Annotated in this window: 13 protein-coding genes; 1 reads left to right on the top strand and 12 read right to left on the bottom strand. The window is 31.8% G+C overall.

The features are described from left to right. Positions 1-72: 72 nt before the first annotated feature. A protein-coding gene (locus tag BM012_RS00010; RefSeq protein WP_139210290.1) for an IS3 family transposase occupies positions 73-1,223 on the top strand; the annotation gives its coding sequence in 2 pieces (ribosomal slippage) (positions 73-313 and positions 313-1,223; 1,152 coding nt in all). Between the two features lie 108 nt (positions 1,224-1,331). Here the strand turns inward: BM012_RS00010 and BM012_RS00015 are convergent. From BM012_RS00015 to BM012_RS00065, 12 genes are all read right to left on the bottom strand, one after another. Continuing rightward, positions 1,332-2,789 (bottom strand): flippase, encoded by a 1,458-nt coding sequence (locus BM012_RS00015; protein WP_019391970.1) that lies wholly within the window; start codon positions 2,787-2,789, stop codon positions 1,332-1,334. A 177-nt stretch (positions 2,790-2,966) separates the two neighbouring features. Then, entirely contained in the window at positions 2,967-4,076 is a 1,110-nt protein-coding gene (locus BM012_RS00020; protein WP_061801587.1) for a glycosyltransferase, read from the bottom strand. Positions 4,077-4,102: 26 nt separating this feature from the next. Continuing rightward, positions 4,103-5,164: a glycosyltransferase family 2 protein gene (locus BM012_RS00025; protein ID WP_061801588.1), complete on the bottom strand. Its 1,062-nt coding sequence runs from the start codon at positions 5,162-5,164 to the stop codon at positions 4,103-4,105. A gap of 53 nt (positions 5,165-5,217) precedes the next feature. Further along, positions 5,218-6,351, bottom strand: coding sequence for an EpsG family protein (locus BM012_RS00030; protein ID WP_061801589.1), 1,134 nt, complete (start codon positions 6,349-6,351; stop codon positions 5,218-5,220). 29 nt (positions 6,352-6,380) lie between these two features. Beyond that, positions 6,381-7,490, bottom strand: a complete 1,110-nt coding sequence (locus BM012_RS00035) for a glycosyltransferase (RefSeq protein WP_061801590.1) — start codon at positions 7,488-7,490, stop codon at positions 6,381-6,383. Between the two features lie 148 nt (positions 7,491-7,638). Beyond that, positions 7,639-8,544: a glycosyltransferase family 2 protein gene (locus BM012_RS00040; RefSeq protein ID WP_161939265.1), complete on the bottom strand. Its 906-nt coding sequence runs from the start codon at positions 8,542-8,544 to the stop codon at positions 7,639-7,641. Positions 8,545-8,563: 19 nt separating this feature from the next. Continuing rightward, positions 8,564-9,181, bottom strand: a complete 618-nt coding sequence (locus BM012_RS00045; RefSeq protein WP_061801592.1) for a sugar transferase — start codon at positions 9,179-9,181, stop codon at positions 8,564-8,566. 67 nt (positions 9,182-9,248) lie between these two features. After that, entirely contained in the window at positions 9,249-10,595 is a 1,347-nt protein-coding gene (locus BM012_RS00050; RefSeq protein WP_061801593.1) for a UDP-glucose dehydrogenase family protein, read from the bottom strand. Positions 10,596-10,797: 202 nt separating this feature from the next. Next, a complete protein-coding gene (locus BM012_RS00055) occupies positions 10,798-12,624 on the bottom strand; it encodes a polysaccharide biosynthesis protein (RefSeq protein ID WP_061802307.1) in 1,827 nt (608 codons plus the stop codon). Positions 12,625-12,652: 28 nt separating this feature from the next. After that, entirely contained in the window at positions 12,653-12,796 is a 144-nt protein-coding gene (locus BM012_RS26235; RefSeq protein ID WP_019391961.1) for a hypothetical protein, read from the bottom strand. A gap of 59 nt (positions 12,797-12,855) precedes the next feature. Continuing rightward, complete coding sequence (gene galU / locus BM012_RS00060; protein ID WP_061801594.1) at positions 12,856-13,740, bottom strand: UTP--glucose-1-phosphate uridylyltransferase GalU; 885 nt, start codon at positions 13,738-13,740, stop codon at positions 12,856-12,858. A gap of 276 nt (positions 13,741-14,016) precedes the next feature. Continuing rightward, a complete protein-coding gene (locus tag BM012_RS00065; RefSeq protein WP_061801595.1) occupies positions 14,017-14,781 on the bottom strand; it encodes a tyrosine-protein phosphatase in 765 nt (254 codons plus the stop codon). Positions 14,782-15,259: the final 478 nt, after the last annotated feature.

Here is a 15,259-nt window from a genome sequence, read left to right on the forward strand (position 1 = left end):
TGGAGTTAGTATAGTTTCATGGACACAATTTTATTAAGTCCTTACAATTATTTTTGAGAGGATGTGTCCGAATTGAAACGTAAACCTACAGGTAAAAAGTATAATGACGATTTTAAGAAAATCATTGTGGATTTATATCATGCTGGAAACTCGGTAAAAGAATTAAGTAGCGAATATGGCGTATCAGAAGTAACAATCTATAAATGGGTGAAAGAATTTACACCTATCAGTTCAGAAAAAGGCTCTCTGACATCGAAAGAGTTAGCTGAGATTCAGAAAGAAAACCTTCGGTTAAAACAAGAACTAGACATTCTAAAAAAGGCTATGGCCATATTCGCGAAAAAGTAACAGAAACAGAGTTAAACCATTTTATTGAAAAACACAAAGGTCAATACTCTGTCCAAAAAATGTGCGAAGTACTAACGATTCCAAGAAGTAGCTACTATAGCTTCTTTAAAAAGACAGTGTCAAAGCGTGAACAGGAAAATCAGGAACTGACGAAAGAAATCCAACGGATTTATCTGAAAAGTAAAGCGCGTTATGGTGCTCCGAAAATTCATAAGACCTTATTAAGCAATGGGTTTTATCTTAGTCTAAAACGTGTTCAACGCTTAATGAGAAAGGCTGGCATCCGTTCCATTACGAAGAAAAAGTATCGTCCCTATCCGTCAAAAGAAAAGGTTGTTCAGCTGAATAATCTTTTAAAGCGAGATTTCTCTACCCAGACAATTAATGAGAAATGGGTGGCAGATATTACGTATATTCCTACCGTAAAAGATGGCTGGTGCTATTTAGCATCCGTATTAGATTTACACTCCAAAAAAATCGTTGGTTATTCTTTTTCACATTCCATGACGTCGGAGCTTGTGATAGAAGCCCTTCAAAACGCTTGCTTTTCCCAAAAGCCCCGTCAGGGCTTAATTCTTCATACCGATCTTGGCTCACAATACACCAGCAGTGAGTTTACTCAGTATGTCCAAGAACACAAAATCAAGCAGTCTTTTAGCCAGAAAGGCTGCCCTTATGACAATGCCTGTATGGAGTCGTTTCATGCCATATTAAAGAAAGAAGAAGTATATCATACACAATACACAAACTATTCAGCTGCAAAGTTAGCCATGTTTCAGTTTATAGAAGGCTGGTATAACCGTAATCGAATCCATAGTAGCCTCGGCTATCAAACTCCTCAAGCTATTGAGGATCAAATTAGAAAAACAGCTTAAGACTTAACTTTTTTGTGTCCAAATTATTGACTCAAATCCAATACCTATTAAAAATCTTTAAGATAATAAGTTATTCGTATTTCTCATACCAAGTAGGGAAACATAAATTTATATTTTCACAAATGGAATCTTATTTGCAACTTTACTTATAACCAAAGTTGTAACCTGTTCTTTTATAAGAATTAGAGTCAAGAAATATACTATCGCCCCTACAATAGAGACAACTATAAAGGAGACATATAAATCATTAATAAAAGTTCTAATAGATAATATTATTATTCCCATAAATATAGATACAATTAAATATGAAATAGTAGACCTGTTAATAAAGTTTAAGCGATTATATCCTAGTGTCCTTCTTATAGTTATGTACCTAGTCACGAATACTACAATTTCCGCAAGAACTAAGGAGATACCTGCACCTATTACTCCTATGCTTGGGATTAGTAATAAGTTTAATATCAAACTAGTAATACTAGCAAAAATTGATGTGCGTAATGCGTAACCTTCATTTCCCGTTGGAACTAATACTTGATAATTCATATATGTTGATAAAGGAGATAAAATAATAGTCATTGATAATACTTTTAATAAGTTTGTTGCTTGTATAAATTCTTCTCCTCCAAGGATGTACATAATATCATATGATAAGATAAAAACTCCAAATGTAATAGGGATAGTGATCCACAAAATGAAATTAGGAACTATTGATAGTAAATTATTAAACTTTGCAATGTCTGTCTTGATATAGTGGGAAGCCCTAGGCATGGCAACATTAGAAATTGAAGTAGAAAATAATGTGGCGGCATCAATTATTGTTTTACCTCGAGTCATAAATGCTACTGCTGTGGGACCAACAATAAAACCTAATAAAGTTCTATCTAAATTAATATATATACTTATAACAATAGAAATTGTAAAAAATATTGAGAGCTTTTTAAGATGTCTAAATGGGGCAAACTCCCTTAATTTAAAAGTCACGAACTTTCTACTATGAATAAAATTAAGCACGCTATTTAAAGTAGTTCCTAACACAATTATTAAACCATAAAGAATGTAATGATCTTGTTCTCTTATGAGTAAAAATATAGAAAGTAGAGAGAGTAATTTTATAATAGCATTACGAATTGTAATAAAGCTATATTCCTCTAACCCCTGATAAAACCAATCAATGTTAAACATATTTAGTATAATATTTAGTGCGAAAATTAAAAGAAGTGTAGAATTTACAGATGTACTAGGGAGATTTAAGACTAACAGAATATAAACTACTGTCATTGCTAAAGATAGAAAACCATTTATAGTCATTAATTCAATAAAAACCTGGCTTCTTTTGTCTCTGTCCTCACGATTTCTAGCTATTTCTCTTACTCCATAAGTTGTGACACCAAAGCTTGCTAATAATAAAAACCAATTAACAATGGATTTTGTGAAATCTACTTGACCAAGGTTTGAAGCTCCTAGTACTCTCGAGACATAAGGCATTGTTATGAGCGGAAATAGTAAGTTTATCCCTGTGTATAAGACATTGTATATAGCATTTCTAATCATTGACTTTTGTTGCAAAATTGTACTTCTCCTTCATCTTATAAAATTTAGTAAATTTAAAGTTTTAGACTAACTATTAACTATATAGCTTCTCTATAATTTTATATCCCTCTAACAAATCAAAGATTTAAGAATAAACTTTACCTATTCATTTATAATATATTTAATAATCTCACACCTCACCAGACGTTCTAATTAGCTTTTCAGATAATCTACTACAGGATCAAAACAAATATCCATATCAAAATGCTCCTCAGCATACCTTCTTATTTCACCAATAACTTCTTTTTCTTCAAGTTGGTATATTTCATCATAGAATTTTATTATTTCTTCAATATTTATAGGAGTTTCATCTGCAGGAACTCTTAGATAGTACTCAAAATCTAATACATCATCTAATTCAGTTCTTACACCTGAGACAACAGGCAAACCCTTAGCTGCATACTCCTTTCCTTTTAGGCTACTATTATAATATACTCCGCTTCTATGTCTGCCCATGGAATCTAATGCCATATTACATTTATTATAGATTTGATCTAACTCTTCACCATGTCTTTTACCATGAAAAATCACTCTATCTTGTAGACTATACTTATTAATAATTTCTCTATACTTATTGAAAACTCCGTCTCCTTCCCCCACTATATGGAGAAAAATATTTCTCTTTCCCCCTTTCTCATAATACCGCCCCATGCCTTCTAAGAAACGGTCATATCCGTGCCAGAAAGAATGCATAGCAACTGCAATTAAATTAATATTGTTTTCTTTCCGTACGAGGGGAATTCTTTGTTTAATAAGTTCTGTATCTACTCCATTAGAAAGTCTTAGAGTTTTTATTCCAAATATCTCTTCATCATCGGAAAATGTAACAATTCTATCTACAAATTTAAATAATTTCTTTCGATTGTAACGGTCTTTAATGATACCTGGGACATGTATTAACTTTGAAATTTCATTATCATAAGGATATGTGGGAATTTCCAAAATAATTTTACATTCAGGGTTTCTCTTCTTTATATTCTTTAATAATCTTAAGAAAGAATAGTCAAATGCCATTTTTCTTATATATATGAAATCTACTGAATTTAATCTTTCATAATACTTATAACTAGATATAAAGAGATTATAAGGTAGTTGTCTCATAACTTTTCTAACTATATTTCTACTAGGTTGGAAACTATATAATTCTGTTGCAAGGCCCTTTTTATTAAGAGATGTAATATGAGATTTTATTTTCTTAGAAACACCTTCGTGCTCTTGGGCTAATACTTCATTAGGAATTGAAACTAAATATAAACCTTCCATTTTACTAGTTAGCTCCTCTGTTAAATTTAAAGTAATTTTCTTCTGATAAATGAGTAAATAGGTGTGAAATGATAACGGACGTTAAATAAATAATTGTAGACCATATTTATTAGAAAAGGACTTTTGGTCCTAATAAGTTTTACAAACAATTTAGAATAAAAATCACTTGGTCTAAAGTTATTCATCTGTTCTATAAACTTTTGATCCCTTAATATTGTATATAGAAAATGTCTCTTCTCCTTATTAGACCAATCACAATCAATATGATAATTATTATAAATACAAGTTTGTATCCCATGTATATAACCATCTGGTAAGTTAGCTGGGTATTCTTTAGACTCAATATTGTAGTATTTGAACAAACTATCAATTTGCTCACTTATTTCTCCAATTGTTTGATATAAATTTGGTGTAAAACCAGAACTTAATGACCCTTCCCCTCTTATACAATAATGATAGTAGGCTTTATTAGATATATGGACTGATTTAATTTTTCTATAAACTTCACATATAAATAATAAATCTTCCATATAGGTCACATCTTTATTAAATTTTAATTTTTCACTTTTTATAAGGTCTGTTCTATAAATTTTGTTTGCAGCATATCCAAATATTCTTGCCTTTTCTAGTAAGATAATACTCTCTCCTATGTCTCTTTTACTTGTAGCATTAATAGTCTCTGAAGATTTACGCACTTGAGAGTTATTTTCATTTAAGTATTCGAATATTATCCCCGTTATAAGAAGATCTGATTCTGTTTTTTCGAGTATCCTCACGTTTTCTTCTAACATGTTAGGTTCTATCCAATCATCAGAATCAACAAAGGTTAGGAACTTTCCAGTTACACAATCAATGCCTGTATTTCTAGCTACACTAACGCCTTCATTCTCCTTATGAATAACTCTAATTCTACTATCCTTCATAGCATATTCATCACAAATCTCACCACATCTATCTGGTGATCCATCATTTATGAGAATAATTTCAAAATCACTAAAGGTTTGATTAAGTATGGAATCAATACATTGATTTAAAAATAACTCAGCTTTGTACACCGGTATTACTATACTTATAGTAGGTCTTTGCATAATTTCCCACCCTTTTAACTATATTTCTTACTACTATCTAATTAAAAGTTAATCTATTGAAAAAAGAAGGAATATGGTGTTACTTGATACCATTCGGGCCTCAAAGTCAGTATTACAATATTATATATTAGTGATATTAATACAACCGCAATAGTTACTCTCATAGCTACCCGTTTATTATTAATATTTTGAATGACATTAGGGAGATAAACTACAGAAACTATAGTAAAATAATCGGCTAATCTTTCTAATATACTCATTCGAATAGATAATAAGGATAATATAACTGCCGTAAGTAAAGTGAATGTATATAACCTTCTGCTATGAATTTCTATAAAATCATTATTTTTTCTTATCGAGTTCACCTTACTGGTCATGGGCTCCCTTGAATTAGACATATTATTATAAGCAAATAATATACCTGTGAGAAATATTAAAAAGTAAACTCCTGTTTTTAATATATTACCAAGATTATTGCTACCAAAGTATCTTGAAATATACACTTGGTATTGTATAAATCTACCTGTTATTAAATCAATTAATGGAAACAAAAAATAGAAAAAAGCAACACTACAAAGACTGATTATTACAAGGCTTTTATAACTAACTTTTAATTTAGGAAATATATATACTATGATAAAAAATATAGCTGAAGTATGAATAAAGGAAGCTAATATAACAAGAATCAAAAAAGGCACTAATTTTCTTTTCACTACAAATCCTAAACTGCTAAGTACTATCGCCATAGCTAAGTACTGTCTCAGTACATTCATAGAATTATAATAAAACATAAGTGTAATAAAAAGGTAAACACTGAGCCATACATTTGCTGAGTGCCTATATATAAATAAAAATATTAGGCCTATAGTTATAAAGCTTGTTACTATCAATATAGCTTGGCTACTATCTGTGATTGAGCTAATTATTGTATTTAGAAAAATAAAACCTTTCTCATAATAAATATTTGCCTTCGTAAAATATAAAAAATCTTGGTGAGAAACTGAATTGAAAAGGTTCAAGTAAGAATGAGTATCATTTCCAATAAAAGGTCCTCTAAAAGCGGAAATAATAAATACAGGTAAAAACATCCATATTAGGTAAATTTTTTTATTTTTGTTATTAGTACCTTTGAAAAAAATAAATGAATTAAGAACTATAATAAATAATAATAATATATAGAAAAACATAAAAATGATTTATCCTTTCAATTCTCTTTTCATTTTCCTGCTATCATTCTGTAATTATCTAGAGATTTCTTAGCAATAGACTCCCAAGAAAAGTTTTCGTGTGACAATCTAATGGCATTCTTTGAATATAATGACCAATTGTCCTTTGAATCGTGGGCTTCTAGAATTTTCTTAGCAATACTTTCTGGTGAGAAATCTGCTTTCCAACCACTTTTATATTCACTTACCTCTTCAGCTATGTTAGTACCTGGAGTCAAGAGCGCTGGGATACCATAAGATAATGCCTCCATTACCGCTAATGGTTGACCTTCAAAACGAGACGTTAGGATAAAAACATCCGTATTGTTAAGAACTTCCTTTTTCTCTTCCTCATATACCGCTCCATGTACACTTACAAGATCATTAAGATTATACTTACTTATAAGAGAAAGCACCTTAATTTCTCCTCCATTATCATCAGGACCGTATATAGCTAATTTAATATCTCGTTTTCTCATTTCACTAGAAATAAGAGAACAAGCCTCTAATAAAATATCAATGCCTTTATGATATGGTTCCAGTCTTCCTATAAAAGTGAATTGACAACCACGATTGTTGGTAAAATCAGTTTCCTTTACCCTAGAGGGTTCTTTTGATATAGTCATACCATTTCCACAAACAAATGAAGAAGACCCCCATTTTGTTGACATTTGTTGTTCTTGACTTGTTAGATACTGTATAGCTGAGGAGCATTTGATAAAAGAATTAAAAAACAATGTATTACCAAGTAGTTTTTTAATATACTTCTTCTTCTGAGCATATGTTGTCAAACTGCCATGTGGAACTATCACGTATGGGACATTATTTTTAACCAAATGCCTAGTGACTTCAATAAAATAGTAATAATATATACCATGGAATATCACAATATCAGGATTATTAAATGGCGGGGGTAATTTTGATATATCCCCTCTAGAGATATCATCCGGTGAAAAGATTTCAAAACTTTTATTTGTTTTTTCTATATCTAGTTTAATGTTAGAACAGTTTAACAACGCTACTTCTTCAATATAACTCTGATTTTCTAAATGCTCTGGTACAACATTGGATACTCCATTTGCTTTATTATTGTCTAACCAGGCAATATGTAAAATTACCATTTTTTCACCTCTTTATATATTACCTTTCAAAATAAACAATCTAATAGAAATTCATCACAAAAGGCTATTAATAGTTCACCTTGCTAAGATGAATTTGAAAGGTGAAATTATTATTAATAGCCTTTGATTTAATCTTTATAAATTGTTATTATATACTCTTTTTTTTCATTAGGGAGATTCCTATTTTAAAAACTTCTGTAGGAGATGCCCATAATGCAGCTAATATGTTTTTTATACTAGACCCTATCTTTTTACCTTTTAAAGAAACATAGGCTAATACAGCATAATGCCTAAACTGAATATACTTAATCTCAGCTTTACTTAATTTATTGAAGTAGTTCTTTTTAAATTCATAAAGCATGTTCTCCCCCAGAACTTTATTATCCCCTGTAGATAATCCCTCTTGAAATCCATGAACATAGGCAATTGTATCATTGCTAGGAAGATATCCTATTTTCTCTCCACTATTAATAGTTTTAACCATTAAATAAAATTCATCACCTATGTCTATAGAGTCAAACCCACCGATAGCATGCAAAAACTCTCTTGTGTACATAAATGTATCGGTGCCTGTAATATGGTACATTAAGTGACATTTAAGTAAAGTTTCCCTATCATAACTAGTAAGATAATTTCTTTTCCTTATGTCAACAATTTTTCCCTCTTTGTTCTTCAAAACCAAATCTGTAAAACACATCTGTAGCTTATTATCTTCCATAAATCTTACCTGTTTCGCTATCTTTTCTGGTAGATATATATCGTCATCATCCAAGAAAGTTATATACTTACCTGTTGCTTTAAATATACCTCTATTTCGAGTTTTCGAAGAACCTAAATTCCTCTCATTCTTAATGTGTATTAATTCTTTATTACATTGAGAGTATTTAGAGATTATTTCCTTTACTTCTCTATCATAGTCTGAGGATTCACCATTATCATCAATTACTATAATTTCCACATTAGGATATGTCTGTTCCATTAAAGAATTAATAGCTCTATCTAATGAGACCTTCCGTTTATAAGTTGGTACTATCACACTTACTTTGCTATCCATATTATATTTCCTCACCATATTACAAATTTCTCTTCTCTGACTGTTCTACAGGTTCTCCCTCTCTAACGCCCTCACTTCTAAGAATACTAAATATTGTCTTAAAGAATACTTTACAATCGAACAGTAAACTCATTTTTTGTACATACTCACCATCTAATTTAGCTTTAACAAAAATAGGAAGTTCATCTCTACCATTTATCTGAGCCCAACCAGTTAACCCTGGATATATACTATGCACGTTATACTTATCCCTCTCATCAATCAGATCATATTGATTTTGCAAACTAGGTCTTGGTCCAATAAGGCTCATATCTCCTCTTAATATATTTATTAGCTGAGGAAGTTCATCAAGGCTTGTCTTCCTTAAAAACTTTCCAATTCGCGTTATAAATAGGGTTGAATCTTTTAGCATGTGTGTTGGTGTATTCTTAGGAGCATCAGTAACCATAGTTCGGAATTTTAATATATAAAAGACCTTTTTATCCTTGCCTACTCGCTCTTGTTTAAAAAGGATTGGCCCTCTTGAGTCAATTTTTATTAAAATAGCTAAGATTAAGAATAAAGGAGAAAGTATAACTACAGCAATACAAGAGAGTAAAAAATCTATAATTCGTTTAACTTGAAAATATGTTCTCATTTAAACACTCTTTCATTTTAGAATTTATTAATTAGGTAATATTTTTTTCTTACTTGATAGCCCAAAGTTACCTTATTGAATTAGATAGACTCTCAAGTTCCTCACTTTTTCTATTTATTTCTTTTCTTCCAATTGAGTAATACTCTATATCATTTTCTAATGCACCCTTTAAATCAAAGCAATTCCTTCCATCAACAACAATAGGCTGATTCATCAATTGCTTAAACAGTGATAGGTCTATTTCTTTAAATTCATCCCATTCAGTAAGAATAAGTACTGCATCACTCTTATATAAAGTTTCATCTACTGAAGTTGCATAATTCACTCCAGGTTCTAAGACCTTCTTAGCGCTCTCTATAGCTATAGGGTCATATACTTTGACTATAGCTCCCTTATTTAATAATTCTTTAATTATAACGATAGAGGGTGCCTCCCTCATATCATCTGTATTCGGTTTAAAAGCAAGACCTAGTACTCCTATTACCTTGTTTCCCAGTTCTCCAAATCTCTGTTCTAACTTTTCTATTAGTATCCTCTGTTGTTTTTGGTTTACCTTTACGACTCCCTTTAAAAGCTCAAATTCGTAATCAACATTCCCAGCTATTTGAATGAGTGCTTTTGTATCTTTTGGAAAACATGAGCCTCCATAACCAATCCCTGCATTCAAAAATTGGCTTCCTATTCTGTTGTCTAGCCCCATTCCTTGAGCTACTCCTTCAATGTCAGCTCCTAATCTTTCACATATATTTGAAATCTCATTTATAAAACTTATCTTTGTTGCCAAAAAAGCGTTTGATGCATATTTTATCATTTCTGCACTCTTAATATCTGTTTTAAATACCGGGATTCCATAGTTATTATTGACTTCCTCAATTATCTGGGCTGCCTTGTTATTATCTGCTCCTATAACAATTCTATCTCCATTAAAAGCATCGAAAACAGCAGACCCTTCGCGTAGGAATTCAGGGTTAGATACTATATCAAATTTAATATCATTAACTAAGTTTTGTTTAATAATTTTTTCTATATGATAATTAGTACCAACAGGGACTGTACTCTTAGTAACTACTATTACATTTCTATTAATATTTTGTGCAATATTTATTGCTACCTCTTCAATAAAGGAAAGATCTGCAGACCCATCTTTTTTTTCTGGAGTACCTACAGCTATATAGATAACCTCAGCATCCTTGAATCCTTCTCTATGATTAGTAGTAAAAAATAGATTATTTTCCCTAATATTTCTTTTCATTAACTCTTCTAAACCAGGCTCATATATAGGGGAAATCCCCTTTTTCATCTTCTCTACTTTTGTTTGATCAATATCAATACACGTAACACAATGACCAATTTCCGACAATGTAACTCCGGTAACCAAGCCTACATACCCTGTCCCTACAACAGCAATCTTCATTATTAACCTCTCCACCTATCTATTTCATACATTTAAATTAAAGATTCTTTCTTAATTATAGTTGAAATTCAGATTTAACCTTATTTAATGTTATTTATACGTCCTATATATTTAACCCAGTGTACGTTATGAAAAACTATTTCTTATAAGCCTATATTTTACCAATCATTTGTCTTCTTACTCTTCAATCACATAGAGCACGTTATACTAAAGTAACACTCTTAAGAGGAGAATCCATGCTATTATTAGCTAACGCTAATACATATTGACTTACATAAGTTGCTTCATAAACTTCAAAGTTATTAATTAATGTAGTAACGCGAGAAAAATCAACATCTACGGATTTCCCAATAAAAATCTTAGGAAAAATGGCTTCATCATGAACTTCCTCTTTTCCAAGAAGCTCCTCAAACATCTTCTCTCCAGGACGAATTCCTGCGTATTTAATCCCAATCTCTTCTTCTGTATAACCGGAAAGCTTGATTAAATTCTTTGCTAAATCAACAATCTTAACAGGTTCACCCATATCAAGCACAAAGATTTCTCCGCCATAAGCTAATGCTCCGGCCTGCATGACAAGTCGTGATGCTTCTGGAATTGTCATAAAATAACGTGTCATATCTGGATGTGTGACAGTGACTGGACCCCCAGCACGAATTTGCTTTTTGAAGAGTGGAATCACGCTGCCGCGACTTCCGAGCACATTACCAAAACGCACTGCAACAAACTTCGTTTCACTACGCTTATCAAGCTCTTGAATAACCATTTCAGCGATACGCTTTGTTGAACCCATTACATTTGTTGGATTGACTGCTTTATCCGATGAAATAAGTACGAATGTTTTTACACCAGCCATATCTGCAGATTCCGCTACGTTTTTTGTACCAATTACATTGTTTTTGACTGCTTCTTTAGGGTTATACTCCATCAAGGGAACATGTTTATGAGCCGCTGCATGATAGACAACATCTGGACAATGATCTTGCATCACTTGCATAATACGCTCACGATCTTGTATGTCGGCAATAACCGGAATAATGTCAAATTCTTTGTCGTGTTTATTTCGTAATTCCATATCAATTGCGTAAATGGAGTTCTCACCATGACCAAGAAGTAGAAGTTTTTTCGGTCCGAACTTAGAAACTTGTCTACAAATTTCTGAACCAATAGAGCCACCAGCACCAGTGACAAGAATCGTTCTACCTTTAATTTTTTTCGAAATACTATTAATATCAAGCTCAACAGGATCTCGTCCTAGTAAGTCCTCTACTTGGACATCACGGAACTGATTAACAGAGACTTTGCCTGTAATAATATCTTCAATCATTGGCATAACTTTTGTTTTGGCGTTTGTTTTGCTGCATTCTTGATATATCTTTTGAACCTTACTTTTCCCTAAAGAAGGAATCGCAAGAACAATATGTTTAATATCGTTTTTCTCAACAATTGCTGGAATATCTTCTGTTGTCCCTGCAACAGGCACTCCGTAAATATCTAGCTTTTGCTTTGCTAGATCATCATCAACAAAGGCAACTGGATGCAGTTCACTTTCTGAATTTTTTAACAATTGGCGAACAAGCATTGTCCCTGCTGCTCCTGCTCCAACGATTAGTGCCCTTTCCTGTAGTGCATTTGCTTTAATAAGACGATGTCTTGTAACGCGCCAAGAAAGTCGTGACCCCCCGATAAGACAAATATGTAATAACCACGTGATGAATAAAACACGAACATAAATATTTCCATTCACTACAAGCTGTACAACTGCTGCTGTTGCAACAGATAACGTTACAGATTTAAAAATTGTCATTACTTCTCCAATGCTCGCATATTCCCATACTTTATGATATAAGCGGTAAATAAAAGCAAAAACATGGTGACTAATGAGAAGTGCTAAAGAACTGACAAGTAATACTTTTAACGTAAAAATGCTAAAATAAGGATTTAAAATATAATAGCCAATGTAAATCGAAAACAACACAATTAAGGAATCTAATCCAATTAATAGCGCCAGTCTTTTTGAATAACTCAATGTATCCCCCTCTTTTCCTTTCATTCAACTAACTTTGTTTTTCTGCTAATCTCTTTTGAATCACATCATTGATCATTTTTTGAATTTCTACTAGTTTATCTACTGACGCGTCTTGATGGAGATAACGTATCGTTTTTTTTATTGTTTTTGGTAAACTATGAAAGTCTGACATCACTTTCCTCCATATCACTACAGTAATATTAGTATTAGAATAATCGTGAAAATTGTTCCCTAATTAACTTTCACACTTTCTCTCTCAACAACTTGCGTTAAATAATTTAATAATTCACTTCTTAAATCTTCATGCTGTAGAGCAAACTCAACTGACGTCTGAATAAACCCTAGTTTTTCTCCAACATCATATCGCTTTCCTTCAAAATCATACGCAAATACACGTTGAATAGCATTTAGCTTTTGAATTGCATCTGTTAACTGAATTTCTCCGCCTGCCCCAACCTCTTGTTCTTCTAAGAACTTAAAAATTTCAGGAGTAAATACATAACGTCCCATAATAGCTAAGTTAGAAGGAGCTGTACCTCGTGCTGGCTTCTCTACAAAATTATTAACTTCGTAACGTCTACCTTTATTGTGAGCTGGATCTACAATCCCATAACGATGAGTTTGATCATCTCTTACCGTCTGAACTCCGATTACTGAAGATAGTGTTTCTTCATATTGTTCAATTAGTTGGCGTAAAGAAGGGGTTTCAGCTTCCACAATGTCATCACCAAGTAATACCGCAAATGGCTCATTCCCAATAAAATTGCGCGCACACCACACAGCATGTCCTAAGCCTTTTGGTTCTTTTTGACGAATATAATGGATATCTACATTAGAGGATTGACGTACTTTATCAAGAATATCCATCTTTCCTTTTTCAAGCAGGTTTTGTTCTAACTCTGGTGCATAGTCAAAGTGGTCTTCAATAGCTCGTTTTCCTTTACCTGTTACAATAATAATGTCTTCGATGCCAGATGCTACTGCTTCTTCCACGATATATTGAATTGTTGGCTTATCAACGATAGGAAGCATTTCTTTTGGCATAGCTTTCGTTGCTGGTAAAAATCTTGTCCCTAATCCTGCTGCAGGAATAATAGCTTTTTTTATAGTTTTCATTAATTAACCCCTTTTCTTCTTATCCTCCAAACGTAATATATGAACGTTTTATATAGATCACTTAGATTTAAACTTTCTAGACAAGATATCTATAAATTTAAAAAAGCATGAACAACTTTTTCCCTGTATAAACGTTTATTCATTGTAGTGATATATAAATATAAAATGTAACTAGAAAGCTTTAAACCTAAATCATAAAAGATTTATCATTCAAAGAATCGAGAATAATTGTGCTTCTCCATATACTTCATATTCTAAAGTTAATAGATACTTTTCTTAAAATATCCCTAAAAACCTCTTTCTCTTAATCTCCCTCGGCTCATCCCCATACACGGTTTTCCCTTCTAATAAAAGCTCTGTATTTTCTCTAAAAAAATAAAGAAGGTCATGACTAAATTCCCTCTCAATCACATCTAGTGATTCTTGTAATCGGAAGGATCTTGTTGTTGTGTTATGGGCATCAGAAGCAATGAAGTGTGTTAAGTTTGCTTCTATTAAACTCTTAGAAAATTTCTGAATCTTTTTACCAAAATGACCTGTAATGCTTCCTGCTGTAACTTGGGTTAATGTACCCTTTTTCACAAGGTTATGTAATAAATTTGGGTTCTCGATGATCTCTGCATTCCGTTCTGGGTGAACAATAATCGGAGTAAAGCCTTTAACTTGAATATCAAATAATAACTTTTCCGTATACCGAGGAACATGACTAGATGGTAGTTCAATAAAAAGATATTTTCCTTCATTTAAAGGAAGAATCTCATCTTTTTCAATATCTTCAAGTATTTCACCATAAATGCGGGTTTCTTGTCCTGGTAAGATTATTAGAGGAACCTCTTCTTGTTGAAGTAAATGGTTTAGTTTCTTTACTTTTAAAAGTATGTCTTCTTTGTGATTATCATATCTTCCATTTTTGTGATGTGGAGTTGCGATGATTTTCGTGATGCCTTCACAAACGGCTTCTCGTGCCATTTCGAGTGATGCCGCTTCGCTTTCTGCTCCATCGTCAACGCCGTGTAAAATGTGACAATGAATATCTAACAATAATCTCACTCCTCTGGCGTTTTTTAACATAAAAAAGGAATTTTTATACCGTCATTTCCAACTTTAATCATTATAGCACTACAAAATCCCCAGATAAAGAGGGAATTTTTGTCGAAAATTCACCTCTTTTTCTGGAGTAGTTCTTTTAATCTATTCTATTTTTTAAAAAGATTTATTTCTCTTCTCTTTTATATAATTTTTATTAACTTTTATGTATAGCGCTTTCTTTTCCTATATAGATAGGGTTACAGACCTTTTTTGTTACTAAAAATAACTAGTGCATAATATGTCGAAAAACATTCGTATAGTTCTTATCGACTATAACCTTTCATTTTCCACAGACTTTTAAAACTTTTTTATTTTGTTTCACTTTTTTTAATTATAAATTTTAAAAGGTATCTTTTTTCTTATAGAAAGCGTACATTTCTTTTATAAAAGACTCATACTTTACTACTTTTAGTTTCAATCTATCTATAAA

The organism is Priestia endophytica DSM 13796, assembly GCF_900115845.1.
Lineage (GTDB): Bacteria > Bacillota > Bacilli > Bacillales > Bacillaceae_H > Bacillus_I > Bacillus_I endophytica.